This window comes from Paenibacillus lignilyticus (assembly GCF_017942085.1).
GTDB classification, from domain to species: Bacteria; Bacillota; Bacilli; order Paenibacillales; family Paenibacillaceae; genus Paenibacillus_Z; species Paenibacillus_Z lignilyticus.
In genome coordinates this window covers 62,383-87,814 of sequence record NZ_JAGKSP010000012.1, presented here as the reverse complement: position 1 = coordinate 87,814, position 25,432 = coordinate 62,383, and the positions used below count along the sequence as shown (strand labels likewise).

General features: G+C 51.4%; 21 protein-coding genes and 1 pseudogene. All 22 read left to right on the top strand.

Annotated elements, in window-relative coordinates:
• Nucleotides 1-46: 46 nt before the first annotated feature.
• The 22 genes and pseudogenes from I8J30_RS23570 (at nt 47) to I8J30_RS23465 (ending at nt 25,266) form a co-directional block, all read left to right on the top strand.
• Nucleotides 47-1,783 carry an ABC transporter substrate-binding protein gene (locus I8J30_RS23570; protein ID WP_210662329.1) on the top strand — a complete coding sequence of 579 codons (1,737 nt, stop codon included), beginning with the start codon at nt 47-49 and terminating at the stop codon, nt 1,781-1,783.
• A 69-nt stretch (nt 1,784-1,852) separates the two neighbouring features.
• Nucleotides 1,853-2,806, top strand: a complete 954-nt coding sequence (locus I8J30_RS23565) for an ABC transporter permease (protein WP_210662328.1) — start codon at nt 1,853-1,855, stop codon at nt 2,804-2,806.
• Nucleotides 2,807-2,819: 13 nt separating this feature from the next.
• Nucleotides 2,820-3,749 (top strand): oligopeptide ABC transporter permease, encoded by a 930-nt coding sequence (gene opp4C, locus I8J30_RS23560; protein ID WP_210662326.1) that lies wholly within the window; start codon nt 2,820-2,822, stop codon nt 3,747-3,749.
• Between the two features lie 12 nt (nt 3,750-3,761).
• Nucleotides 3,762-4,745 carry an ABC transporter ATP-binding protein gene (locus I8J30_RS23555; protein ID WP_210662324.1) on the top strand — a complete coding sequence of 328 codons (984 nt, stop codon included), beginning with the start codon at nt 3,762-3,764 and terminating at the stop codon, nt 4,743-4,745.
• A complete protein-coding gene (locus I8J30_RS23550) occupies nt 4,738-5,712 on the top strand; it encodes an ABC transporter ATP-binding protein (RefSeq protein WP_210662322.1) in 975 nt (324 codons plus the stop codon). The genes I8J30_RS23555 and I8J30_RS23550 overlap by 8 nt, the downstream gene beginning before the upstream one ends.
• Nucleotides 5,713-5,969: 257 nt before the next feature.
• A complete protein-coding gene (locus tag I8J30_RS23545; protein ID WP_210662320.1) occupies nt 5,970-6,935 on the top strand; it encodes a CehA/McbA family metallohydrolase in 966 nt (321 codons plus the stop codon).
• Nucleotides 6,932-7,888, top strand: coding sequence for a PHP domain-containing protein (locus tag I8J30_RS23540; protein ID WP_210662318.1), 957 nt, complete (start codon nt 6,932-6,934; stop codon nt 7,886-7,888). The genes I8J30_RS23545 and I8J30_RS23540 overlap by 4 nt, the downstream gene beginning before the upstream one ends.
• Before the next feature lie 9 nt (nt 7,889-7,897).
• Nucleotides 7,898-8,734 (top strand): MATE family efflux transporter, encoded by an 837-nt coding sequence (locus tag I8J30_RS23535; RefSeq protein ID WP_210662316.1) that lies wholly within the window; start codon nt 7,898-7,900, stop codon nt 8,732-8,734.
• 15 nt (nt 8,735-8,749) lie between these two features.
• A pseudogene (locus I8J30_RS23530) lies at nt 8,750-9,256 on the top strand (MATE family efflux transporter); the annotation flags it as partial.
• Nucleotides 9,257-9,280: 24 nt separating this feature from the next.
• A complete protein-coding gene (locus I8J30_RS23525) occupies nt 9,281-10,639 on the top strand; it encodes an aspartate aminotransferase family protein (protein ID WP_210662313.1) in 1,359 nt (452 codons plus the stop codon).
• 132 nt (nt 10,640-10,771) lie between these two features.
• Nucleotides 10,772-12,160 (top strand): ABC transporter substrate-binding protein, encoded by a 1,389-nt coding sequence (locus tag I8J30_RS23520; RefSeq protein WP_210662311.1) that lies wholly within the window; start codon nt 10,772-10,774, stop codon nt 12,158-12,160.
• A gap of 89 nt (nt 12,161-12,249) precedes the next feature.
• Nucleotides 12,250-13,188: a carbohydrate ABC transporter permease gene (locus I8J30_RS23515; protein ID WP_210662309.1), complete on the top strand. Its 939-nt coding sequence runs from the start codon at nt 12,250-12,252 to the stop codon at nt 13,186-13,188.
• A 25-nt stretch (nt 13,189-13,213) separates the two neighbouring features.
• On the top strand, nt 13,214-14,044 hold the full coding sequence (locus I8J30_RS23510; RefSeq protein WP_210662307.1) for a carbohydrate ABC transporter permease: 831 nt from the start codon (nt 13,214-13,216) through the stop codon (nt 14,042-14,044).
• 5 nt (nt 14,045-14,049) lie between these two features.
• Complete coding sequence (locus tag I8J30_RS23505) at nt 14,050-15,156, top strand: ABC transporter ATP-binding protein (protein WP_210662487.1); 1,107 nt, start codon at nt 14,050-14,052, stop codon at nt 15,154-15,156.
• A 73-nt stretch (nt 15,157-15,229) separates the two neighbouring features.
• Nucleotides 15,230-16,006 (top strand): DeoR/GlpR family DNA-binding transcription regulator, encoded by a 777-nt coding sequence (locus tag I8J30_RS23500; protein ID WP_210662304.1) that lies wholly within the window; start codon nt 15,230-15,232, stop codon nt 16,004-16,006.
• Between the two features lie 571 nt (nt 16,007-16,577).
• Nucleotides 16,578-16,883 carry a hypothetical protein gene (locus I8J30_RS23495; RefSeq protein WP_210662302.1) on the top strand — a complete coding sequence of 102 codons (306 nt, stop codon included), beginning with the start codon at nt 16,578-16,580 and terminating at the stop codon, nt 16,881-16,883.
• Nucleotides 16,884-16,899: 16 nt separating this feature from the next.
• On the top strand, nt 16,900-18,360 hold the full coding sequence (locus tag I8J30_RS23490) for a serine hydrolase domain-containing protein (RefSeq protein WP_210662300.1): 1,461 nt from the start codon (nt 16,900-16,902) through the stop codon (nt 18,358-18,360).
• Between the two features lie 3 nt (nt 18,361-18,363).
• Nucleotides 18,364-19,068 carry a hypothetical protein gene (locus I8J30_RS23485; RefSeq protein ID WP_210662298.1) on the top strand — a complete coding sequence of 235 codons (705 nt, stop codon included), beginning with the start codon at nt 18,364-18,366 and terminating at the stop codon, nt 19,066-19,068.
• Between the two features lie 75 nt (nt 19,069-19,143).
• Entirely contained in the window at nt 19,144-19,980 is an 837-nt protein-coding gene (locus I8J30_RS23480) for a helix-turn-helix transcriptional regulator (protein ID WP_210662297.1), read from the top strand.
• Nucleotides 19,981-20,074: 94 nt separating this feature from the next.
• Nucleotides 20,075-21,073 carry a zinc-dependent alcohol dehydrogenase gene (locus I8J30_RS23475; protein WP_210662294.1) on the top strand — a complete coding sequence of 333 codons (999 nt, stop codon included), beginning with the start codon at nt 20,075-20,077 and terminating at the stop codon, nt 21,071-21,073.
• A gap of 871 nt (nt 21,074-21,944) precedes the next feature.
• Nucleotides 21,945-23,681 (top strand): sensor histidine kinase, encoded by a 1,737-nt coding sequence (locus I8J30_RS23470; RefSeq protein WP_210662293.1) that lies wholly within the window; start codon nt 21,945-21,947, stop codon nt 23,679-23,681.
• Entirely contained in the window at nt 23,674-25,266 is a 1,593-nt protein-coding gene (locus I8J30_RS23465) for a response regulator (protein WP_210662291.1), read from the top strand. Before I8J30_RS23470 ends, I8J30_RS23465 begins: the two co-directional genes overlap by 8 nt.
• The last annotated feature ends 166 nt before the right edge of the window (nt 25,267-25,432 follow it).

Genomic DNA, 25,432 nt, shown 5'->3' with positions numbered 1-25,432 from the left:
TCGGAATTAAAGAAGCGCCAAAAGCTGCCTAATCTAGGAGGGTATCATGAAGAGAAAAATTGCAACCTTATCAACAGCCATACTTGCGAGCGCCATCTTGTTATCTGCTTGCGGCAATAATAATACCACGGGGGCTGCCAACCAGACGGAAGTGAATCAGCCTGCAACGAACAATGCAGCGAACACAACCGCTCCGGCAGAGGATGCTTCCGGCCTCTTCACAGCGTCAGACATGTCTAAACTTCCGGACATCGCCAAGCAGCGCACGGATACGATCATCGTAGGCTTAACCGATCCAAGCGGCGCGTTCACTCCGTACTTCCAACAAAGCGGATATGACGGCAACGTCTCGTCGTTGCTTTACACGCCGCTAGTCAAAGTCGACGACAAAGGACTTCCGATTCCCGGCTTAGCCGAAAAATGGGAAGTATCCGCGGACAACTTGACTTATACGTACCATCTTCGCAAGGATTTGAAATTCAGTGACGGTTCGCCGCTTACGGCTGAAGACGTCGCCTTTACGTGGACGATTCTGTACGACAAGTCGTACGACGGCGACTCCATGGTCAACACGCTGCATGTCCAAGGCGGCGACGCCTATAAAGCAGGTACGGCGAACAGTATATCGGGGATCAAGGTCATCGACCCGCAGACGATATCCGTCGTGCTCGAGAAGCCGAATGCCAGTGCGTTGACCCTGCTCGGATCAGACGTGCTGTCCAAGGCGTATTACGGCAAGGACTACAAACAAGGTCAATTGGATTACATGAAGAAGTTAAGCGGCAGTCCGCTGGGCACCGGACCCTATAAGCTGGAGAAATTCATTCCGGGCCAGGAAGTCCGCATGATCGCGAACGAGAATTATTTCGACGGCAAACCGAAAACAGAGCATTTCATATACAAAACAGCACAGGGCGATACATGGCAGTACCTGGAAACAGGCGAGGTCGATTATGCGTCGTTCACGGCTACAAAGGAAAATATCGATAAGCTGAAAGCGCTTGGCTTCGTCAATATTCTGCCCTATACGCCAAGCACGTATGGCTATCTTCAATTGAACCTGAAGCATCCGGCACTGCAGGATAAGCTGGTCCGTCAAGCGCTCACCTACGGCTTGGACCGTCAAAGTATTTATGTGGATGCGGCGCAGGGTGCGGGCCAAGTAGCGAACATTCCTTCTTCTCCGATCTCATGGTCATATACGGAGGAAGGCATCAATCCGTATAAGTTCGAGCCGGAGAAAGCGAAGGAGCTCTTGGATCAAGCGGGCTGGAAAGCAGGAGCAGACGGCATTCGCGAGAAAGACGGCAAGAAGCTGACGATTCATTACCTGGGCTACAAAAAACCGGAAACGGATGTCTTTATCGCTGTAGCCAAAGAAGATTTCGAAGCGCTGGGCATCAAATTCGAGCCTGAAGTATTCGCGGATTTCAACGCGCTTGTATCCAAGGTGGAAGGCGGCGATTATGACATGGCTTCCTTCTCGACGTCGCTCTTGACCGATCCGTCGGATGGCTTGCTGCAATTCGTTGATGGCGAAATTGCAGGCTACGATGATGCAACCTTCAAGGAATTGTATGCGAAAGGTTTGGCAACTTCGAATATTGAAGAGCGCAAAGCCGTGTACAAGGATATTTACAAGCTGCTGAACGATCAGCTGCCGATCATTTTCACAAATTATAAGAAGAGCGTGTACGCCTATAACGGACGGATTCAGAATCTAAGCGTCAGCCCGTTCAACGGTCTTGCCCCAAGCTTGCCGAATTGGACGCTGAGCCAATAACGATACAAACGAATGCTATTCCCTGTTCGGGTTATCCCGGGCAGGGAATAGCAGGTTAAGGAGTCGATTATGAGCACGTACATTACGAAGCGTATCCTATATATCATCGTCATATTGTTCGCTTCTTCCTTCTTGATATTTTGTCTGTACGCGTTGACGCCTGGGGATTTCATCACGGGAAATATCAAGCTGACGCCAGAGCGCAAAGCAGAGCTTCGGGAGATCTATGGGCTGAATAAGCCTGTGATCGAGCGATATGCGATCTGGATGAAGAATGCGTTCCACGGCAATTTCGGTTATTCGTTGTCACAGCAAAAACCGGTTCTCACTTTGTTTAACCAATATATTTGGAATTCATTCCTGCTTGCGGCCGTTTCCACGTTTCTGACTTGGCTGATCGCGGTCGTCGTCGGCGTAATCGCCGCGTACAAGCAGTATTCATGGTTCGATACGTTCGTAATGGTGGCACTGTTCGCCGCGATGTCCATACCTTCGTTCTTCATCGGTCTCTTCCTGATCAAGATTCTGGCCGTCGATTGGAAGTGGCTGCCTCCGGGCGGCATGATGACGACGGGCAGCAATGCAACGGGGCTGGCCTATGTCAAAGAAGTCGTACACCATATGATTCTTCCGGTCATGGTCATGACGCTGCTCGGAGTCGGTTCTCTGACGCGCTACTTCCGCAGTAATATGATTGACGTTATTAAACAGGATTATATCCGTACGGCCCGCGCGAAAGGGTTAAAAGAACGTAAGGTGTTGTTCACGCATGCGCTGCGCAACGCGCTGCTGCCCGCCATCACGCTGGTCGGCTTTGAGCTTCCCGCGCTGTTCGGGGGTTCGTTGATTATCGAGAAAATTTTCAACTGGCCGGGGATCGGGCAGCTTTATATGCAATCCTTCGGCTTGCGGGATTATCCGCTGCTCATGGGATTCACTTTGTTTATTGCTATTTTGACCGTCATCGGCACGTTGGTCTCGGACATTCTGTACCATGTCGCCGACCCGCGGGTCAGGCTGTAGGAGGTCCAATCGGATGTCAACGACTCATAGTGAGGGGACAGCAGTTTTGTCGGCCCCTAAACCTAAACCAGTATATACGTCGCTATGGAGACAATCTTTAAGGCGACTGCTCAAGAACAAGCTGGCTGTGTTTGGTTTTGTTGTCGTGGCGTTCATGTTCGCGGCATGCTTCATCGGTCCGTTGTTCTCGCCGTACACGGATAACAAAATCAATATGGCCTTTATGAATAAAGCTCCGAGTCTCAAGCACTGGCTGGGCACGGACGCGCTGGGGCGCGACGTACTGACCCGCGCACTGCAAGCGGGACGAATTTCATTGACCGTCGGCTTGGCTTCGATGGTACTGTCGGTTTTCGTTGGCTCGCTGCTTGGGGTGATTGCCGGCTATTATCGGGGGATCGTCGATCAAATCATCATGCGTCTGGCAGATTTGCTGCTGACGATTCCAAGCCTGCCGCTCCTGTTCATCTTAGGTGCACTGCTGTCAGAATGGAAAATACCGACGGACTATCGCATGTATATCGTCATGCTGATGCTAAGTATTGTCGGCTGGCCCGGGCTTGCCAGGATGGTTCGAGGTCAGATGCTTAGCCTGCGTGAACGAGAATATATGCAAGCAACCGTCGTCCTCGGTCTTCGCGACCGAAGGAAGCTATTCAATCACTTGTTACCGAACTTGGTACCGCTGCTCATCGTCATTGCCACATTAAACATCGGCGGGGCGATTTTATACGAATCCGTCCTAAGTTATTTCGGACTCGGGGTCATGGCGCCAACACCAACATGGGGCAATATGATCGATGCCGCTAACAATATGATCGACTTTCAAGACCATCCGTGGCTTTGGATTCCGCCCGGTTTCTCGATATTCGCGACTGTCATCGCGATTAATATCTTCGGGGATGGATTGAGGGACGTCTTGGATCCTAAGCAGAAAAGGTAGGTGTACGTGAGCATGGATAACGTACTTGATATAGAGCGCTTAAGCACGATTTTCAAAACCGAGGAAGGTGTCGTTCGAGCAGTAGATGACGTCAGCTTACAGGTTCGCCAAGGCGAGATCGTCTGTATCGTCGGGGAATCAGGCAGCGGGAAGAGCATCACCGCGATGTCGGTGATGGGATTGGTCGAAGCACCGGCAGGTCAGGTGGTCGGCGGAAGTATTTCATTTCAAGGCGAAAACTTGCTTACACTGAGCCGCAATGAGCTCCGTACCGTTCGGGGCAATGAAATCGCAATGATTTTCCAAGAACCGATGACCTCGCTCAACCCTGTGCTCCGAATCGGGGAGCAGCTAATGGAGCCGTTGATGGAGCATCTAAAGCTCAGCAGGAAAGCCGCGCGGAAGCGGGCAATTGAGCTCATCGGCGAAGTAGGCATTGCGCGCGCGGAGCAAATTGCGGACTCGTATCCGCATGAGCTAAGCGGCGGCATGCTGCAGCGAATCATGATCGCCATCGCGATCTCATGCGGTCCGAAGCTGCTTATCGCCGATGAACCGACGACTGCGCTTGACGTTACGATTCAAGCGCAAATTCTCGATATGCTGCGCAGATTCAAGGACGAATCCAACATGTCCATATTGCTCATTACGCATGATCTTGGCGTCGTGGCGGAGATGGCGGATTATGTCGTGGTCATGTATGCGGGGAAAGTCGTAGAGGAAGGCGAAGTTGTCGCCTTGTTCGAAAGTCCGAAACACCCGTACACGCAAGGCTTGCTGAAATCCAAGCCCATTATCAACCAGCGCCAAGAAGAGCTGTATTCCATTCCGGGGCAGGTTCCGAATCCGCTGGAGCTCGTCCCATCCTGCTACTTTCATGACCGGTGCGCGCATTGCATGGACATTTGCAGAACAAAGCAGCCCGAATTGAAGGAAGTCGGAAATGGGCAAAAGGTCGCATGCTGGTTGTATGAGGAGGCGATCGCGTATGTCTGAGGTACAACAACCACTGCTCGAGGTGAACGGGCTAAAGAAATATTTTCCGATCAAATCCGGTCTGCTCAGCCGTACAGTCGGCAACGTCAAGGCCGTTGATGATATCAGCTTCTCGATTAAGCAGGGCGAAACCTTCGGTCTCGTCGGAGAATCCGGAAGCGGGAAAAGCACGGTAGGGCGGACGATCCTGCGACTGACGGAAAAAACGGCCGGTGAAGTGAAGTTCAAAGGTGTTGAGCTCTATAACTTGCCTCCCGAGGAATTGCGCAGACTTCGCCCGAAAATGCAGCTTATTTTCCAGGATCCGTACAGCTCGCTAAACCCTCGCGTTCGTATCGGCGATGCGATTGGCGAGGCGCTGCTCGACCATGGTCTCGTGCCAAAGGAGGAGATACGCGACCGGGTCATGGATGTTCTGGCCGCTTGCGGATTGTCGTCGTATCACATCGACCGGTTTCCGCATGAATTCTCAGGCGGTCAGCGCCAGCGCGTCGGCATCGCTCGAGCCCTCGTCTTGAATCCCGATCTGATCATTGCGGACGAGCCGGTCTCTGCACTGGATGTATCCATTCAGGCACAAATTATTAATTTATTTCGCAAGATGCAGGACACACAGGGATTAACGTATTTATTCATTTCTCATGATCTAAGTGTCGTCGAGCATTTATGCTCCCATATCGGCGTCATGTATCTTGGCTCGATGATGGAGACCGCTTCTCGCGACGAGCTGTTCCGCAATCCGCTGCATCCGTACACGAAGGCTTTGCTCTCTGCCGTGCCGATCCCGATTCCGAAACTGAAGCGCGAGCGAATCGTGCTGAGCGGGGAACTGCCGAATCCGGCGGATCCACCGGCCGGATGCAAGTTTCATACTCGCTGTCCCTTTGCGGTAGCCCGTTGCCGCGAGGAAGTGCCGCTGTTCAGAAATGTCGGGAACGATCACAGCGTAGCTTGCCATCTCGTATAACGGAATAAGGACTAAGTAAGAAAAGAAACAGCCGCTCTGACATCAAGTTGTCGGGGCGGCTGTTTTTTTTGTATTCGGCTTGCTTGAATTGAATATGGAGTCGATGTGGTTTGATGTTTGTTTTCGTTTGTTAAAGAGTATTAACTCCGTGTTAATTTTACCGGAATCGATTGAACCGCACAGTTTATCGATGTATCCTAGTTATAAACCACATAAAACAATTAACAAAACAACAACAAACAAAATGGAGGCAGGACATGAACAATATCATCTTGCTAGACCGCAATAAACCGAACTACAAAGGAAACCTACACCTTCACACCACCTGGTCGGACGGCCGGTTGCCTGCCGCGGATGTCGTTCGAGCTTTCAAGGAGAAAGGCTATCATTTCATTTCTCTCAGCGATCATGATATCTATACGCGTACCGAGGCGTTCAACACCTCCGATTTCATTACGATTCCGGGAACGGAGCGCGGCGAGCTGAACCCGGTACCGGCCAAGAACCCGGGCTACCACTTTGGTGTACTGGACGATCCGACCGTTGAACCGGAACAACCGCGCTACGAGCATCTGCATGCTTTCCCAACGCCCGTACCATGGGTTGGCGACCATTCGCCCCAGCTGTTGATCGATGAGCTGCGCTCCCATGGCAATCTAGTCGTGTTCAACCATCCGGAGTGGCATTTGACGAGGTTCGAGGACATGGTGAAATACGATGGGTTCTTCGCCGTCGAAATCTACAATCATGCTACGGAATGGTCGACTGCCAGCTCATACGGTGCGGCCTATTGGGACCATGCGCTGCAGAACGGCAAACGCGTGTATGGCATTGCAGCAGACGATTCCCACAGTCACGACCCGAATTGGAAAATACCCGAATACGGAGGGGGATGGGTTCAAGTGCAAGCGGACTCGCTTACGCATTCGGATGTCATTCGCAGCCTAAAGCAGGGGCAATTCTACTCCAGCTCAGGGCCGGAAGTGTACGATCTGCGGGTGGAGAACGGCAGGCTGAAGATTGAATGCTCCCCATGCAAGTTCATTATGTTCAAAGCATTCCCGCAACGCGGGCCATTCTTCGGCAACTTTATGTCCGGCGAACCGCTTACGCAAGCGATGATGGAAATTGAAGAGGACATGACCTATATCCGCGTGGAATGCGTTGACTTCGAGGGTAATGTAGCTTGGACGAATCCGATTTTCGTGGAGGATCTGCTATGAAATTCATGAGTTTCCTAAATAGAAGCAAACGCAAGTACAAAGGCAATCTTCATGCGCATTCAACGAGAAGCGACGGACAATACGAGCCGGAAACGGTGATCAAGGCCTACCGCGAGAAGGGGTACGACTTCATGTGCCTGAGCGATCACGAGATTTACTGGAAATCGGAAGCCTACGACGATGAGCGCTTCTTGATGCTGAGCGGTTACGAAATGGCCTGCGAGATGAGCTGGAGAGAGACGGGGCAGCAATATCATATCCACGGCCTGCTCGACCCGTCGCTTGGCTCAACGCAAGAATTCGAGCATAACGAAGAACATCCGAAGCCGGATTACACCGGCCTGGACACCATTCAAGAGCTTATCGATGAGATGAGGGCAAAAGGAAATCTCGTCATTATGAATCATCCGACATGGTCGCGCAATAAACCTGACGATCTGCTGCAGCTTCAGCATTATTTCGCCGTCGAAATCTATAATCACCAATCCGAGCTCGATGAAGCGGTTGGTTATGGATTAAGGCACTGGGATTACTTGCTCAGCAATGGGCGCAAAGTATTCGGAATCGCGGCAGATGATGCGCACGGCGGTCCGATGGACAGCGCGATTTCGGAATTTTTCGGCGGATGGATATCGGTTGAGGCTGATGGCTTGCGACAAGGGGAAATCATAGAAGCCTTGAAAGCCGGCAGCTATTACTCCTCGAACGGTCCTGCCATTCACGACATGCGAGTGGAAGATGGCTTCTTGAAGATCGAATGCTCGCCAGTCAAGTTCATTAAATTTATAACGCATCCCTTCAATGGCCGCACGGTGTTCAATCGGGATGCTTCGGCGGTAACGGAAGGCGCGTTCCTTCTGGACGCCGGAATGCGATACGTTCGCGTCGAATGCGTCGACTTCGAAGGGAATGTCGCTTGGTCCAATCCGATCTTCCCTGATGATTGGATGTAGACATCAGCTATGAGCAGCTCTGAATTGCATACTGAATTCCGTCAAAATCTGATCAAGCTGGTCATTCCGACCGTGCTTCAGATGCTGATAGGCAACTCGTTCTCCCTGGTAAATACGCTTATGGTCGGCGGACTCGGCGATACGGCCATTGCGGTCGTCGCTGCGGTCGGACAGATCGGATTCATTCTAAGCATGATTCTGTCAGGCGTATATGGCATTACAGCTTTCATCACCCAATTCCATGGCAAAGGAGATCGGGCGTCCACGCAGAAGGCGTTCTCCTTGATGCTGACCTCCAGCATCGGCATAACGCTGGCGCTGGCAGGGGCTGTGTGCGTTTTCCGCCATGGGATCTTAACGGCCTTCATTAATGATCAGGAGGCCGTTGCCTATGGCGTGCACTATCTGACCATCCTGTTAGTTGTCTATCTTATTAATTCGGTGAAGGATACGTTTGGTCAAGCGCTTGGATCCATCGGCATGGTCAAACCAACGCTCATCGTGGGCATCATCTCGATGTCCGTTAACGTGATACTCGATTACGCTTTGATTTACGGCAAATTCGGGTTTCCCGCCTACGGCGTAGAGGGAGCGGCCTATGCAACGCTGGTTTCGTCCGTCATCAGCTCCGTTGCGCTTATCGGGTACGTTTATGCCAGGAAAGCAGTGTTCAACATTCCTTTCAAGTCGCTGTTCTCGTTCAAATTATCGTTCGCGAGAAGCTTGTACCGAACGACGATGCCGCTGGTTGTCCATGAAGGACTCTGGTCGGTCGGCAACATGCTGTATGCGGTGGCTTTCGGTTACATGGGCGTGGCTGCGCTCGCGACCTTTCAGCTGTCATGAACATTCAATGGATATTTCATGATGGGTATTTTCGGATTCGCGTATGCCGCGAAAGTCATGATTGGACAGAAATTGAGCCACGAGGACCCAAGCGAAGCGATCCTCTATGGAAGGAAATTTACGAAGCTAACGGTCGTGATCGCGTTATTGGTCAGTGCAGCTGTCGCCGTGTCCAGTCCCTTTATCGTGAAGCTGTTCGGCAACACGAGCGAGGAGGTTAAGACGGCTTTTGGACATGTCATGTTAATCCAATCGCTCGTGCTCACTGCCTATTTCCTCAATAATGTATGGATTGTCGGCCTGTTCCGCGCAGGCGGGGATAACGTTTATACGATGAAGCTGATCCTGGTTACGACCTGGTTCATTTCATTGCCGCTCGTCTTTGCCGGCGTTTATCTGTTTCACTGGCCGGTCGAAGGGGTGTACGTTGTATTCGCTCTGGAAGAAGTATCGAAAGCTTGTATCGGATTTTTCCGGTATCGATCGAATAAATGGGCCAAAAACTTGGCGCAAAGTATCTAGCACCTATGAAGGGGGAGCGACAAGTTGGAATGGAAAGCCTTTTTGAGAACGGAAGGGGATATCAACCTTACTTCGGAACGGAAGCTTTGGCAAGAAACTCACTTAAGCGAGGAAACGATGGAAGTGCTGGAGGAAGACAGCCAATATTTTATCCATCAATCCATGTCCACCCCATGCCTTAATGTTGTTACCGATGCGGATGGCATCTACCTCATCGACATGGACGGCCGCAAGTATATGGATTTCCACGGAAACAGCGTCCATCAGGTCGGCTACAAGAATCGCTATGTAATCGATGCGGTTAAGAACCAGCTCGATGAGCTGCCGTTCCTACCTCGCCGGTTCACGAACCCCGTCGCCATCCAATTGGCGAAGAAGCTGGCCGAGCTTGCGCCGGGCGACCTGAACAAGGTGTTGTTCACGCCGGGCGGCACGAGCGCAATAGGCATGGCGCTGAAGCTGGCTCGCAAAGCTACAGGCAAATTCAAAACGATCTCGACCTGGGATTCGTTCCACGGTGCAAGCTTGGATGCGATCTCGGTTGGCGGAGAAGGCGTATTCCGCAACTCCATGGGCCCGCTGCTTCCGGGCACGGAACACATGATGCCATACAACAGCTACAGATGCTTCATGGGAGATTGCGATGGCTGCGGCTTGAAATGCTTGGACTATCTGGCGTACATGCTGGAGCGGGAAAGCGACGTTGGCGCGATCATCATGGAGCCGGTTCGAAGCACGGATATTCAAATTCCGCCGAAGGCGTATTTCAAACGGCTGCGGGAGCTATGCGACCGCTATGGCGTGCTGCTTATATTGGATGAGATTCCGACAGCGTTCGGCCGAACGGGGAAGATGTTTGTGCACGAGCATTACGACATCGTGCCGGATATCGTGGTGATCGGCAAAGGTTTCGGAGGGGGCGTGTTCCCGATGGCAGGCATTATCGTTCGCGAAGGGCTTGACGTCGCGCAGGACATTTCACTCGGCCACTATACGCATGAGAAAAGCTCGGTCGGCTGCGCCGCGGCGCTGGCCACGATTGAATATATCGAACAAAACGGCCTCGTAGAGCATGCGAGCCAGATGGAGAAGGTTATTGAAGCTAGATTACAAGACATGAAATCGCGATATATGCCGATCGGAGACGTGAGAGTCATCGGAATGATGGCGGCGATCGAGCTGGTTACGGACCGCAAAACGAAGGATAAGGCAAGCGATGAAGCGGAGAAAGTGATGTACCGCTGCATGGAGCGAGGACTCAGCTTCAAGGTTTCCAGCGGGAACGTGCTTACTTTGGTGCCGCCGCTAATTGCCACCGAAGAACAGCTGGTTTTGGCTTTGGACATCGTAGAAGAAGCGATTCAACATGTTTGCGGGTTTTAAAACAACATAACAACAAGTAAAACAACGATAAACAAAATCTTAACGTTGTTTTTATCGCAATTTTACAAACGAGCTCTATACTCAATCTTGTAAGGCATCAATTCGAGAGATTCGAAGGAGGAAGTATAAGCTGTGAAGAAATTTGCTGGAATAGCTTTGACAATGGTTATAGGTATGGGGGTCTTGGCGGGGTGCGGAGCCAACAACAACACGAACACATCCGCTAACGCTCCTGCTAACAATGCGAACTCAACGGGAAACACGGAACCTAAGGTCGTAACGATTTCGGTTCGAGAGAATACTTGGGGAGCACGCAAAGATAACTTCATCGAAGCAGAGAAGCGCACAAACGAGCAGCTGGCTTCCGAGAACGTACAAGTGAAGCTCGATTGGTGGCCGGGGATCGGTGACGACGAGCTCGTCCTTCAAGCACAAGCCGGCAAAGTCGCGGATGTCTTTATTAACTCCAGCGTTGACATCGGCTGGGAGAAGGACGCTGGTCTGATCCGCGATATCGATTGGGTGAAGGATTCTGAAGTGTTCAAGAGCGTACCGGAATCCTACACGAATATTATGAGCTACGACGGCCACTACTATGGCGCGATTCAAGATATGGATGCTTCACCGGTTTTCATTAGCCGCAAAGCACTGGAAGGCATCGGCTGGACGAAAGACCAAATCGACGGCTTGAAAGCCAAAGTCGACAGCGGCGAGTTTACTTTCCAAGATCTGGTTGACCTTGCTGATGAAGCAAAGAAGAAGAAGCTCGTGAAGATCGGCTTCGCCGTAGAGGATACTCGTTTCGAGGGCTGGAACTACGCGTTTGACTTCGTGAACTACGATGCGGCGCAGAACAAAATGATGCTGACGCCTAAAGCGAAGGACGTCTACGCATTCTGGGCAGATGCCAAGAAACGCGGTGTTATCGCAGAGAATATCGGCGATGTCGACACAGACATGTCCGCTCCGATGTTCGTGAAAGGCGAAATCTTCGCCCAATTCGCGCGTACGGAATTCTACCAAATGATGCGCGAAGCAAACGGCATGAAAGATGATGTGCAAGCTTACAACACGTGGTTCGATCAAAACGTAGTTTGGATCCCGGTTCCTTCCGCTACCAAAGGAGGTAAGCCGGTTTCCTACAGTAACCCAGCTATGATCTTCGTTGGTCCTACCGTTGACGATGAGAAAATGCCTTATGTACAGCGCCTAATCGAGAACGTGCTGGCTCCGGACCTGCAAATTAACCATACGGTCGTGAGCGGCAAGCTGCCGGTAACGCCGGAAGCGCAAGAGGATGCGCGTTTCAAGGAAATGTCCTTCTATAAGGACCACGCTTATCTGGTTGAGTTCACGAAGACGCGTCCGGCTCTCCCGGATTACGCTGTATTCACCAAAGGCTACACGCTTGGCATCGATGCGATCTTGACCAAAAATGCGACGGCTGAAGAAGCTTATGAATTGTTCGAGAAGGAAGTTAAGCAAAACGTACCAGCCGATCATCTAATCATTGAGGAATAAGACATAAGGGGAATAGGCGCTCAACTCCCGATGCGGGCGCCTTTCCTATTTCTCGGCAACGCTGCACACCGGATGGAGGCCGCAACGAAATGAACTCAGCACAAGCGCTCGAATCAAAGCCGTACAAGAAACCTGTTCGCAAAATCATTTATCCGTATCTGTTTATCCTGCCGTTTGCATTACTCGTCTTCGTTTTCTTCGTCTTGCCGGCGATTGCGACGGTAGGCATGGCTTTCACGGATCTCAACGCGTCCATGAAACCGCATTTCATCGGCTTATCCAATTTCAAACGCATATTCACGGACTACAACCTGCCGCAAATTCTTGGTAATACCGCCGTATTCGCCATTCTTACTTTGGTCATCTCGCTGCTCTTTGCGCTTGTGATTTCCATTGCGACGCAATATTTTCTTAAAGGCAAAGTGACGGCTGTCATTTATAGAGTGTTTTGGCTTATCCCGAGTATCATTCCGTCTGTCGTGTACGTCACCTTCTGGAAGTTTATTTTCGACCCGACCGAAGGCGGCTTGATTAACGAATTTCTGCAAAATATGGGGATCATTTCGGAGCCGGTCTCTTGGTTTACGAAAGGCGCTATGGCCATTGTCATTCTGGCGACCATCGTTTCGACGGTATCGGGCGGCATGATCTTATTGTCCTCGGCAATCAACTCCATTCCGGAGGATTTGTACAAAGCGGCGCGCGTCGATGGCGCAAGCGAGAAATCCGTTATTATCAAAATCATACTGCCGACGCTCAAGTGGCCGCTCATGTATATCACGATCTCGGACTTGATCGGCTTCGTATCCTCGTATTTCTTCATCATGCTGCTTACGAACGGCGGCCCGATGCGGGATACGACGACCTTATCGCTATACGCGTTCCAGCAAGCATTCAATCTCAAATATTATGGCTACGGGGCAGCGGTATCGTTAATCGTCGTGTTCATTTCCTTCGTGCTGACGCTGCTATTGATCCGCCTGTTCGATTTCGATCAGATGATCAAACCTTCTCGTATCGAAGACTAATCCAGAAGACCGGTGGTGAATCCCGATGTCGACCAGCACGTTAAAGAAAGTGCTTGTGCACACCTATATGACGCTATTTACGCTTCCGATTGCCGCCATGATCATATGGTATTTTCTCGCAGCTACGATGAATTTCACGACCGGGGAGTTCTCGCTCGATAATTTCTCTTTCTTTACCTCTCCAGTAGAGTATTCCGGCGTGAAGCTGCCGATGATCTGGCCGATCGTGCTCAACACCATCGTCTACTCCCTTCTGATTGTCGCAATCGAGGTTGGGATATCGGTGCCGACAGCCTATGCGTTCTCGCGGCTGGATTTTGTCGGCAAGGGCGCGGCTCTGAAGTTTCTGTTCCTGATGCGTTCGTTTCCCGGTATTACGCTCATTATCGCCACGTTCTTTATCCTGGTCCAAATGGGCCTGGTGAACACCTACCTCGGCGTTATGCTCGTGGCAACAACGGGCTCGCTTCCGGGTTTGGTGTATATCATGAAAGGGTTCTTCGATGAGGTGCCTTGGGATATTGAATGGGCCGCAATGGTCGATGGATCCAGCCGGTTCGGCGCATTCCGCAAAGTGCTCGTTCCCTATGTATTCTCCGGCATCGGGGCGATCGCGGTGTTCGCTTTCCTAGGCGCTTACGGCGAGTGGTTCCTCTTCACCTTGCTCATCTTCGATGATAACATGCTGACGCTGGCCGGTTACTTGGCGAAGCTCGTCACCAAGGAGAACCATATCATGAACTACGGCTTGATCACCGCTATTGGCTTGTTCTATACGCTGCCGGTTGTGCTGTTCTATATTTTCACGCAGAAGATGTTTATGAAGGTCAATATGGGAGGGGCGAAACAATCGTGATTACAATGAGGAATATCGTCAAATCCTACGATGGCAAAAAAGAAAGCGGACGGGCCGTAGACGGGCTCGACCTGGAAATTCCAAAAGGGGAATTCGTCGCGTTGCTCGGCCCTTCCGGCTGCGGCAAAACGACAACGCTGATGATGCTCGCGGGACTCCTCAAGCCAACCTCGGGTGAAATTTTCTTCGGAGACCGAATGGTTAACCACGTGGAGCCCAAGGATCGCAACATCGGGATGGTGTTTCAGTCCTATGCCTTGTACCCGCATCTTACGGTTCGCGACAACATCGCTTTCCCGCTGAGGGAGCGTAAAATACCGAAGGCGCAGGCCTATGAACGCGCGAAGGAAATGGGCCGAATTCTGCAGATCGACCATCTGCTCGACCGCAAGCCGTCGCAGCTGTCCGGGGGTCAGCAGCAGCGGGTAGCGATGGCGCGCGCCTTGGCGAAAGACCCGGAGATTCTGCTGCTCGACGAGCCGATGTCCAATCTGGATGCGAGGCTGAAGCTGGACGTTCGCGATGAGATCCGCAAGCTGCAGCGTCAGCTCGGCGTGACGACGATAATCGTGACGCATGACCAGGAGGAGGCGCTCGCGATCTCCGACCGTGTCGCGATTCTTAATGGAGGCAAGATCCAGCAATATGCACCGCCGGAGGAACTGTTTAACCATCCCGTAAACCTGTTTGTCGCCAGCTTCCTCGGCAACCCTCCGATGAACCTGATTGCGGGGAAAATCGAACAGCGTGATGGCGTGCAGATGATCGTGACGCAAGGGTTTTCATACACGCTGCCGGAAACGCGCAAATTAGATGTTAAACATAGTGGCAAGCAGGTTCATTTGGGCGTGCGGCCGCATGATATTACGTTGACCCATGCCGCGGACAAGCTGGGGATTCCGATGAAGGTTGACCTCATTGAGCATCTGGGCAGCGGTAAGCTGGTGAAAGTCGTAGATCCCGGGAACAAGCTGGAAGGCATGATTCGGTTTCTGGTCGATAACGAGTCCGATGTTCATTCCGGTGACATCGTCCACATTCGATTCCGTGACGATAAGTTCCATGTATTTGATTCGACTGAGAACGGGCTCAATCTGATGCAGTATCGATAGATACACGCGGAAGCTATTACGAATGAATCCCCTTTTGCTATAATGGCACTATAACGATCAAGGGGTGAGCAGCATGTCACTTGCAAGTGAGGAAAGAAAGAAACGCGTTCTTGAGATGTTGGTCATCCAAGGGAAGGTTCAGGTTAACGAGCTCGCGCATAAGTTCGAGGTGACGACGGAGACGATTCGGCGCGACCTTGATGATCTTGAGAAGGATGGCAAACTCAAGAAGGTGTACGGCGGAGCGGTCAAGGTTCAGACTGATTTCGAGCCTGCTTATCACGAACGTGAGGTTATTCATGCCGAAGAGAAGCGGAAAATCGGCATGCTGGCTGCCAATTTGATCGAAAATGATGACGTTATCGTAATCGACGAAGGCAGCACGGCGATGCAGATCCTTCACCATCTGGCAGACAAACGCAATCTTACCATTCTCGTATGCTCCATTCCGACGCTTATTCTTCTTATCGACTACCAGAAGAGAGGGTTGTTCGACGGAAGAATGATCTTTATCGGGGGAGAAGTCAATAGCAAGCATATGCGGGTGTCGGGACCGATCGCGGAGAAAGTGATGGAGGACTTCTATGTGCACAAATCCTTCCTCTCCGTGGATGGCGTCTCGCTCGAGAATGGCATTACGAGCTACGACTTCGAACGGGCGTTATTCACGCGCAAGCTGATTCGCTGTTCGGAAACGTCGATTGTCGTCGCCGATTCCTCGAAGATAGGCAAACGAACGGTCGCGAAGATCGCCGAACTGACGGATATACAGTGCATCGTCTCCAATCATGAGCCTCCTGCGGGATGGAGAGGTTCATTGGAAGAGATGGGCGTTAGTTGGTTGAGTTGATTAATTATGACCGTATAAAGCGACTGCATCACCCTTGCGGGAAGTGCGGTTGCTTTTTTTATTGCTCCGAGGATCGGCATCGAACAGGTTTCGACAGAGCTGAAGCCGAATAAGAATCCATAGTGAAAACGGTGCGTCATCGGCGGATTACCGCTCATTATGGCAGCAGGTGTGGTGGAGTATCACGGGCCGCTTCGCTCGCGAACATCTGAGCAGAGGCACGGGAACTTGCCTAAGGAATAGACGAACTGAAAAGTAATGCCAACGCCGCAAATATGGGATACAATACCAATTGAGTATTGCATTACCCAGGATTGCTATTGTGCCGTGCCACAGGGGTACCGGGGGAATGCTGCATAACATGCAGCATTCCCCCAGTGGAACCGACTACAATAAGAGAAGGTTGCAGAAAAGGCAGCATTTACTTGCTTAACCGAGGTTTTCCGGCTCTGCAGAAGAGAACTGTTGCAGAAACTGCATCCATTTCTCTATATTGCTTTTTCTAGCGGGCAAATGTTGCTTACTATGCAACTTTGTAGATCGCGATGCCATTAACTTAGGGGAGGTATGTATGCAAAGGAGAACAGTCGGCATTATTTTGATCTGTATTGCAGCTTTTCTATATGGCATCTGGTATGTGACGGCTGCTATATTCGGCTCGAACGTCACTTCATGGAACAGCGAATTATTCGAAGCCATGCAGGATTATGTAGGTAACGGTCCCTTAGTCATGAGCAGGTTCGCACTAATTATAGGCATTGGCTATCTGGTCGCTGCAGAGTTTGAACGTCCGCTTGCCAAGCTTATGAACCAAATCAAGACCAATTGGAAAGAGTTCGGCAGCAATGAGAATCAGGATAATAAGCCACAACTTTGAGAGGCGGTTCCCCAAAATGACAAAAACAGAGCAGCGCCTGCCGAGAAGCCGGCCGGAAGAGCTGGGCATTCGTCCGCAGGCGATTACGGCCTTGCTGAATGATTGGCAGAGACGTCAAATCGAAATTCATAGCGTAATGATCATGCGTAATGGCCACGTAGCTGCCGAGGGCTGGTGGGCGCCTTATGCGAGGCAGCTGCCGCATACGATGTTCTCGCTCAGCAAAAGCTTTACCTCCACTGCAATCGGAATGGCAGCGATGGAGGGATTATTGTCGATCGATGACACCGTCATCTCGTACTTCCCGGAAGAGACTCCGCTTGACCCGTCGCCGAATCTGCAAGCGATGCGCATTCGCGATTTGCTCATGATGGGAACCGGCCATGAAACAGACACCATCGTGAACCTCATCACCAGTGAGGACGGCAATTGGGTGCGTGCTTTTCTGAATGCCCCAGTGGAGCGGGAGCCGGGTACTCATTTCGTGTACAACAGCGGAGCGACCTATATGCTGTCGGCGATTCTTCAGAAGGTATCCGGACAGAAGCTGCTCGATTACTTGCAGCCTCGATTGTTTGAACCGCTGGGCATTCTGGGAGCGACATGGGGAGCGTGCCCTCGCGGCATCCATATCGGCGGCTGGGGATTGGCGCTAACGACGGAAGGCGTCGCCAAGTTCGGACAGCTCTACTTGCAGAAAGGACTCTGGGAGGGCAAGCGGCTCATCTCCGAGGCTTGGATCGAGGAAGCGACCTCGAAGCAAATCGAGAATGGCGACGGCGGAGACAACGAGTGGGCACAAGGGTACGGCTATCAGTTCTGGCAATGCCGCCATGGTGCGTACCGCGGAGATGGCGCATTCGGCCAGTTCTGCATCGTCATGCCGGAACAAGACATGGTGATCGCCATTACGAGCAGCACGAATGACATGCAAGGCGTCTTGGATGCCATCTGGACGCATATTCTCCCCGCTACCTTGGATCGAGCGCTCCCACTGGGGGCAAACGGCGAACAAGCCGCGCAGCTATCGACGCAGCTCGCATCCTTAGCGCTTCACCCGCCGGTATTCGGCAACGGCTCAGCGCAGGAGGAACTTGTGTCCGGCCATAAATACCGTTTGAATGAGAACCCGCAGCAATGGGAATCACTTACGTTCCGCTTCGAGCGAGGCGAGGTCGTCATGACGCTCGAGGGAGCTGCAGCCGGTGAGTATATCGTGCATAGCGGACGCGGTACATGGATGGAAGGCAGCGGCAAGCTCCTTCAACCGGAGCCCAGCGCGTTTGGCAAGCAGCGCACGGTGTCGAGCTTTACCTGGCAGGAGCAGGATACACTTCTCCTTACGTTGCGTTTTATCGAAACGCCTTTTATCGTGACTTTTGAAGTTCAATTCGGGGATCAAAAGCTGGAGCTGCGTTACCGGCAAAATGTGTCCTTCGTCTCGACCGACACGAACATCGTTCGCGGAATCCGTTAATTCATGACTATCTTGATTTGGATCGGCTTGCTGGCTCTTCTTCTGGTCTCCTATCTCGATCAGCGTAAAGCGATGACGGTACGGATGTGGCTGATGATCGTCGCGCTCTATTGCTTATGCAATTTCTACGTCAATATTAGCAAGGTGCTGATCCCTGTAGGGTTCATCATCGGACTGTCTTACATGAACAAGAAGAAGCATGGCTTCTTACTGAAAGCATTGCTCTTCGGCCTTGTAACGGTTACGGCTAATTTCTATCTGCCTACCCTCTCGTTCCATGAGCTGCGTGTGCATGCCAAGGCGGATCAATATGCCTCACAGTTCAACGAAGTGCGTTCTATTACGACCGTTACAGCGAATTCGGAGATCCATGAGCTGCTTAAGAAGGAAGCGGAACGCTTAAAGACTGTCAATCTTGCATCGAAAATCGATATCAAGGATCCGCATGTGCTGTTTCAGATCTGGGTGCTGACGCATCGCAATCAGGCGAATAAGGATTTGGATTGGCTGTGGTATGAAGCCCCGCTGCAGCTGCATTATTACTGGCAGTCCAGCCGCAGCGACGAGAAGACTTCCGTGGAAACGATGATTTTCGCCGATGTCGGATACATGGGCCTTTTTCATAGGGATCATATGGACGGCGAATTTAAGCTGCAAGCTATCTATGAATTCGACCGTTTGAAGAATGGCAATCCCTCGATCCCGTGACCCTATGCTAGAATGAAAGGAACCTGCGACGATACAGCTAAACAGGCAGACAGATAGATTGGATGGGGATTACAAGTGAATCAGTACTTGATAAAGCTCCTTCAACAGGCGGAGCTGAACGTGTCGGAGTTTGCCATTCATACACGCAGGGAAATGAACTTCCGTGACCGAGCGTTCTCGAGTGAGTACATGATGTCCTATCACAAAACAGGCACGGCCAAGCTGCGGATCGGCGATTCGGTCTATGAGATCGTACCGGGCAGCGTGATCTTCATTCCTCCTCATTTGATTCATGATCAATATAAAGATACCGATGACGAAGCGGTTATTCTGTGGTGGCATTTTACGTACAAAGTGGAGCGGGTCTTGGATGTGCTGCCGCTGTTCCAAATCCCGTATATTTATCAGCTGAAACAGAAGGAACGCTTCGAGACGGTGTTCGGGCAGCTCATGGAATCGAGGCGGAACGCTTCATCACTGCCGGCGGCGATTTTGCAGAAAGCGAAGTCGCTTGAGCTGTTGTATCTCTTGTTTGACGAGGCGATCGGGCAGCGAGCGGCTGCGGATACGGGTGCCGCGCAGCAGAGCTTCCTCGGCATTCTGTGCCAAATCGTGCAGCAGCCGGAGAAGCCGCTCTCTTTAACGGAGATGGCACAGCATTTGCACTTGAACACGGCTTACGTCAGCAGCAGATTCAAGGAGCTGTACGGCATGTCGCCGATCGGGCTGCAGCGCAGGCTGCGAATTGAGAAGGCCAAGGCGCTGCTGCTCACTGATTTGGATATGAGCGTTACGCAGGTGGCGGAGGCGCTTCACTTCTCGGAGGTGACTAACTTCACGCGTCTGTTCAAAAAGTATACCGGAATGGCTCCCATTCAGTACCGCCGCTTCATGCAGGAAACGATAACCTAAAGAAATGATCATTATAGCGATAAAACTGCTCTATTGTAAGCGCACTCTTTTCTCCTACAATGTCCGTATAGACGAATGGGAGGGAAGGGAATCAATGAATTCCACGAATATTATTTTTCCTTCGGCGCAGGTCGTTGAAGTACGCGAAGAAGAATTAGCTCCATTGCAAGCCGGCGAGGTGCGCTGCAAAGCCAGAAAATCGTTGATCAGTACCGGCACGGAAACGCTTTGCCTGCGCGGGATTTTCGATACGAATACGAACTGGGAGTCATGGGTGCAATATCCGTTCTATCCGGGGTATTCCATGGCTGCTGAAATTATTGAAGTGGGTGAAGGCGCCGAAGGGTTTAAAGTTGGCGACCGGGTCACATCGAATATGCAGCACAGACAATTTTTCAATACCCATGCGAACAATGTGAAGCCGATTCCGGACGGCATTACGGATGAGCAAGCTTCCTGGCTGACGCTTGGACAAATTACGCAAGTGGGCACGCGCCGCGCGGAGCTGAAGCTTGGCGAATCGGTTGCCATCATCGGCCAAGGCTTGCTCGGCCAGCTGGTCGTGCAGTACATGAGAGCAGCCGGCGCCAGACATATCATTGCTATCGATCAGGCGGAATCGCGCTTGGAGTTCTCCCGCAAGAGCGGAGCGACGCATACGATCTGCGCTGCTGCTGATGTAGCGGCTGAAGAAGTGCGCCGCATCACGGGCGGAAGCATGTGCGACGTGGTGTATGATATCACAGGCCATCCGGCTGTACTGGCGCCGGCCACGCTGCTGGCGAAGGAAATGGGCCGTGTCGTATTGCTGGGCGATACGACTCAGCCGTCCAAGCAAGTGATCGGACCGCGCGTCGTATCGAACTCAGTCGCCATTCTCGGCGTTCATGCCAGCATGACGCGCAACTATAACGGCGTGACCGGCGATCAAATGACGGCCGTATTCTACGATTACCTGCTCCAAGGCCGAATGAACATCGAGCATTTGATGACCCATACGTACTCGCCGCTCGAGGCACCTGCTGCTTATGATTTCTTGATGAAGGATCGCACTTCGGCGATTGGCGTTATTTTTGATTGGGATCTGCTGTAAAGATAGAGCTAACAAGAGTATTGGGAGGCTGCCTTAGCGGGCAGCCTTTTTGCGTTATTGGGTCAACCCAAATACGGGTTGGCCTTTTGTTGCAGGCAACTTAGAACCAGAGACAAAAAAGTGCTTTCCCACCATCCCCTTGGCGGATGAGCTTCTCTTCAGGGCATATGTTCATATGCGCTAAATTTTAACGAACCGTACAAGCCTTATTTAGTCCCAAAGCAGCCACCTGAAATTCTAACCGGTTCGCCCCCGCTTGTTTTCGTTTTACACGGCACGGCTGTACTCGACTGATGGGTCTTTTTGGTAGACTCTCGGTTGGTGATGCGATTGAGATGGGGGTAGTTTGGGGGGCTGAGAGTTCGCATTTGAGACTCTCGGCTTCTTTTTCCGATGGATTTTGGTGCTGAGAGTTCCTTGTACCTGAATCGCGATCCGCTAGACAGATGAGACTTGGACAACAGCGTTATCGGCTCTATCAAGTGGTCAATCTTGACCATTAGAACGAAGATAAAGGGCATTTACTGTATTTATGGTCAATAATGACCATTAGAATGAATACTTCACGGTTTTCTATTTCTTTCCCCTCGATTACGGTCACTAATGACCGCAAGAAAATTAATATTTCAATAAATTGATGTTAGTGGTCACAAATGACCGCATGAAAACTAAAAATGAGGAGTGCGGAGACTAATGTGTGGTTGACGAAGGCGATGGCAATGGCAATGGCAATGGGACGGCGGTGGGAGGAGGATGGGAGGAGGAGGTAACGAAAACGTTCAAATGTGCACCGTATAGCGTGGACGCCTTTTCGCGCAATGTGAGATAATCGAAATTAACTAACTCTACTCACTGTAAAGGATCGATGCCGATGAAGGTGTTCCAATCGCTCCAATTTAAATTGATAATCGGCATTGTTGCGGTGCTCGTTCCTCTAGTCGCCTATCATCTCTATACGAATTTCTATGCGATTCATGTCGTACGGGAGAAAGTCGCGTCTTCCAATAATGATTTGGTCGACTTGTTCATGCAGAGCAAGGTCGATCAGGTGCTTGAAGATACGAACAAATATTTACTGACGAGAGCTGCCGGCGACCCCGATGTGCTGTCTTTGAACCTATACTCGGAGAGCGATGGGGAATATCAGATGCGCAAGGCACGCATCATTAATCGGCTGAGGGATGATCTGGTATTGTACAGCACCATCAATACATTCTTCGTCTATTCCCGCGGCGGGCAGGATTTAACGGTAACGGATGGCAACTATAAAGATTTTGGCGAGCTTGCCGATTGGCTGGATAAGAGCAGCGTGAACGATAATGCCGGCTGGACCGTCTTGCACAATGGCCGGGGATATGGATTGTTCACTGCCGTTCATGCTTCGCCGGATGTCATGCTCGGCGCTTGGATTGATGTGAAGAGCCTGCTTGTCCCATTCCGACAATTGAACCTCGGGGGAGGCGGGGAAGCTATGGTGCTCGGAGCGAATGGCGAGCCGCTATCCTCATCCTCTCTAACAGATGCCGGTTTGGACGATCTTCGCCCTCAATTGGATCTGCTGGACGATTCCTATGTCATATTGGACCAGCCGGAGGGAAAGAAGCTTGCGGTCGGAACGAAATCCGAGCTGTCGGATATTCGCATCGTCGTGCTCGTTCCGGAACGAAGCCTGCTGCAGCGGTTGACCTTCTTCTTAAGAGCGGCATGGATCATTCCGATCTTCGCTGTCTTGGTGTTAGGCTTGTATATTCTGCTCCTCAGGCGAGTGCTGTTCATGCCGCTAAGCGACCTGATGCGCGGGATGCGGCGAATCATTCAAGGGGATTTGAATTTCAGATTGGCGGAGGACAAGACGAGCGAGCTGTCCTTCTTGTCATCCACTTACAACCATATGGCCGATCAGATTAAGCAGCTTCGAATCGGCATCTACGAACAGGAGCTTCGCGTCAAACAAGCGGAGCTGAAGCATTTACAGGTACAGATTAACCCCCATTTTTATTTAAACAGCCTTCATATCATCTATAGTTTGGCTACTCTGAAGCTGTACGGTAACGTGCAGAAGATGGCATTATACTTAGCGGACTACTTTAAATTCACCATTCGGACGAACCGTTCGCATGTCACCTTGAACGAAGAAATGAAGCATATTCGCAATTATTTGGAAATCCAGAAGCTGAGATATCCCGATATGCTGGAATTTGAAATCGACATCCCGGCACCTTGGGGAGAGGCGTTCATACCTGCGCTGTCGATCCAGCCTTTCGTCGAGAATGCCATCGTTCATGGCATGCGAATGGAAGGCGAGTCATTCTTTGTTCGCATGGTTGCGGAAGCGCTTCCTGATGATCCCGAGCGGTTCGTCGTCGTAATCGCCGATAACGGAGAAGGGTTTCCGGCCGAGCAGTTATCGAAGCTCGCTTCGGGAAGCTATATGGAGGAAGCGGATGGCAGCCATATTGGAATCTGGAATGTCATTCATCGTTTAAGACTGTATTTCGGCGACAAGGCGGCAGCGCATTTCACGAACGGCGATCCGCAAGGCGCGATCGTTCGACTGACCTTGCCTTTCAACTTGGGGACGGACGGAGGAGGCAATGAGCATGTTTAATCTATTGATCGTGGACGATGAGAAATACTCAGTTGCCGGCATTACGCAGGGCATTGATTGGACGGACCTGCCCATCGATAACATCTATGAGGCTTACAGCGCCAAGCAAGCGAAGGAGCTGATGAACCGCGTGAACGTCGATCTGCTTATTTCCGACATTGAAATGCCCGGCGACAACGGGATCCAGCTGCTCGAATGGACACGCGAACAGTTTCCGGAGACGGAAACGATCTTTCTGACCGGTCATGCGAACTTCAGCTACGCCCAGCAAGCGGTTCATCTCGGAAGCTATGAATATATTGTTAAGCCGATCGACTATGAGGAGCTTAAGCAAGTAGTCGGTAAAGCGTTGAAGGAAATTGGAGACAAGCGCGAAGCCAGAGTGTATCAGGAAACTTACCGGCGTTATCACGACCGGTGGGTGCAGCAGAAGCCGCTGCTCATTGAACGCTTCTGGCAGGATCTCTTGAGCCGGCGCATCTCTTCTTCGCCGGACACGATCGACGAAGCGATTCATCTCTATAATTTGCCATTATCCTCCCGCCAAACGATACTTCCCATTCTGATTAGCGTGGAGCAGTGGAACAAAGAGCTCGATACGCGGGACGAAGAGATCATGGAATATGCCATTCGGAACTCGGCTGCGGAAATTTTGCTCGCGGATGGTCGAGGCGCGGTGCTGCAAGACAGGTCCGGCGTTAATGTAGCCCTGCTCTATGACGGGATCTATGATGAAGCAGGAATGGAGCGGTTAAGGGATCGCTGCCGAAGCATGCTTGAAGCGGCTAAGCGGTATTTCTACTGCGAGATTTCCTGTTATATCGGGGAAGGGACGGAGTTATCCCGTCTTCCGGGTTCCTATCGCACGTTATTGGAGTTGGAACAAGATAATGTGGCCGATTCGAACGACGTGTTTATGTGGTCAGAATCGGCGGGGAGAACGGTACAGCAGGTGATCCCGTTTGCTCCCGTCGATGATTGGCTGGTGCTCTTCGAAGCGGGGAACAAGCAAGAGCTTCTGCGGCGATTGGAAGATACGGTCAAGGCGATGAGAGAACGCGACGCGACTGCGGATATGGTGGATATGCTGACGACCTCGATCAAGCATTTGCTCTACCGATCGTTCCATCGCCAAGGATTGCCGATCCACAGCGGATACGCCGCGAGAGTCGGCATTCGATCATTGTCCCAGTTCCACGCTTGGGCGAAACAAACGCTCGAGGAGGCATTCGAGGCCTATCACGGTCAAGTGCCGGACACGCGCGCGGTTATCGATAGAATCCATCAATTTGTGGCGCAGCATCTCATGGATGTAGAGCTGAAGCGGGAAGATATCGCCAAGCATGTATTTCTGAATCCGGCCTACTTGTCCCGGTTGTATAAGAAAGAAACGGGTATTGCTTTATCCGATTACATCATGCATGCCCGGGTAGAGAAATCCAAGTCGTTGTTGTCGGACACCGACCGTAAGGTATCCGATATCGCCGAAGCGGTCGGTTACACGAATTTGTCTCATTTCGCTAAGCTATTTCGCAAGATCGTCGGTATTGGCCCGAAGGAATACCGGCAAAAGTTTAATAAGTAGCCTTTTCAAACCTCCGATAATCGCGATCGGAGGTTTTTTTGCCGCTACCTTGCCGGGCGAAGTAACGGAAACGTCGGAATTGTCACCGCACAGCGTAGAGAAAACGTTTCCATTCCCTATATCATTCAGGATGACATCGGAAAACGGTGGTGTCGGAAATGGATAT

Excerpts from the sequence above, each read along its gene's own strand:
- I8J30_RS23475 (WP_210662294.1), top strand. The coding sequence starts at position 20,075 with ATGAATTCCACGAATATTATTTTTCCTTCGGCGCAGGTCGTTGAAGTA.
- I8J30_RS23540 (WP_210662318.1), top strand. The coding sequence starts at position 6,932 with ATGAAATTCATGAGTTTCCTAAATAGAAGCAAACGCAAGTACAAAGGC.
- I8J30_RS23535 (WP_210662316.1), top strand. The coding sequence starts at position 7,898 with ATGAGCAGCTCTGAATTGCATACTGAATTCCGTCAAAATCTGATCAAG.
- I8J30_RS23555 (WP_210662324.1), top strand. The coding sequence starts at position 3,762 with ATGGATAACGTACTTGATATAGAGCGCTTAAGCACGATTTTCAAAACC.
- I8J30_RS23490 (WP_210662300.1), top strand. The coding sequence starts at position 16,900 with ATGACAAAAACAGAGCAGCGCCTGCCGAGAAGCCGGCCGGAAGAGCTG.
- I8J30_RS23495 (WP_210662302.1), top strand. The coding sequence starts at position 16,578 with ATGCAAAGGAGAACAGTCGGCATTATTTTGATCTGTATTGCAGCTTTT.
- I8J30_RS23510 (WP_210662307.1), top strand. The coding sequence starts at position 13,214 with ATGTCGACCAGCACGTTAAAGAAAGTGCTTGTGCACACCTATATGACG.
- I8J30_RS23545 (WP_210662320.1), top strand. The coding sequence starts at position 5,970 with ATGAACAATATCATCTTGCTAGACCGCAATAAACCGAACTACAAAGGA.
- I8J30_RS23565 (WP_210662328.1), top strand. The coding sequence starts at position 1,853 with ATGAGCACGTACATTACGAAGCGTATCCTATATATCATCGTCATATTG.
- I8J30_RS23515 (WP_210662309.1), top strand. The coding sequence starts at position 12,250 with ATGAACTCAGCACAAGCGCTCGAATCAAAGCCGTACAAGAAACCTGTT.
- I8J30_RS23465 (WP_210662291.1), top strand. The coding sequence starts at position 23,674 with ATGTTTAATCTATTGATCGTGGACGATGAGAAATACTCAGTTGCCGGC.
- I8J30_RS23485 (WP_210662298.1), top strand. The coding sequence starts at position 18,364 with ATGACTATCTTGATTTGGATCGGCTTGCTGGCTCTTCTTCTGGTCTCC.
- I8J30_RS23505 (WP_210662487.1), top strand. The coding sequence starts at position 14,050 with ATGAGGAATATCGTCAAATCCTACGATGGCAAAAAAGAAAGCGGACGG.
- I8J30_RS23550 (WP_210662322.1), top strand. The coding sequence starts at position 4,738 with ATGTCTGAGGTACAACAACCACTGCTCGAGGTGAACGGGCTAAAGAAA.
- I8J30_RS23470 (WP_210662293.1), top strand. The coding sequence starts at position 21,945 with ATGAAGGTGTTCCAATCGCTCCAATTTAAATTGATAATCGGCATTGTT.
- opp4C (WP_210662326.1), top strand. The coding sequence starts at position 2,820 with ATGTCAACGACTCATAGTGAGGGGACAGCAGTTTTGTCGGCCCCTAAA.
- I8J30_RS23570 (WP_210662329.1), top strand. The coding sequence starts at position 47 with ATGAAGAGAAAAATTGCAACCTTATCAACAGCCATACTTGCGAGCGCC.
- I8J30_RS23500 (WP_210662304.1), top strand. The coding sequence starts at position 15,230 with ATGTCACTTGCAAGTGAGGAAAGAAAGAAACGCGTTCTTGAGATGTTG.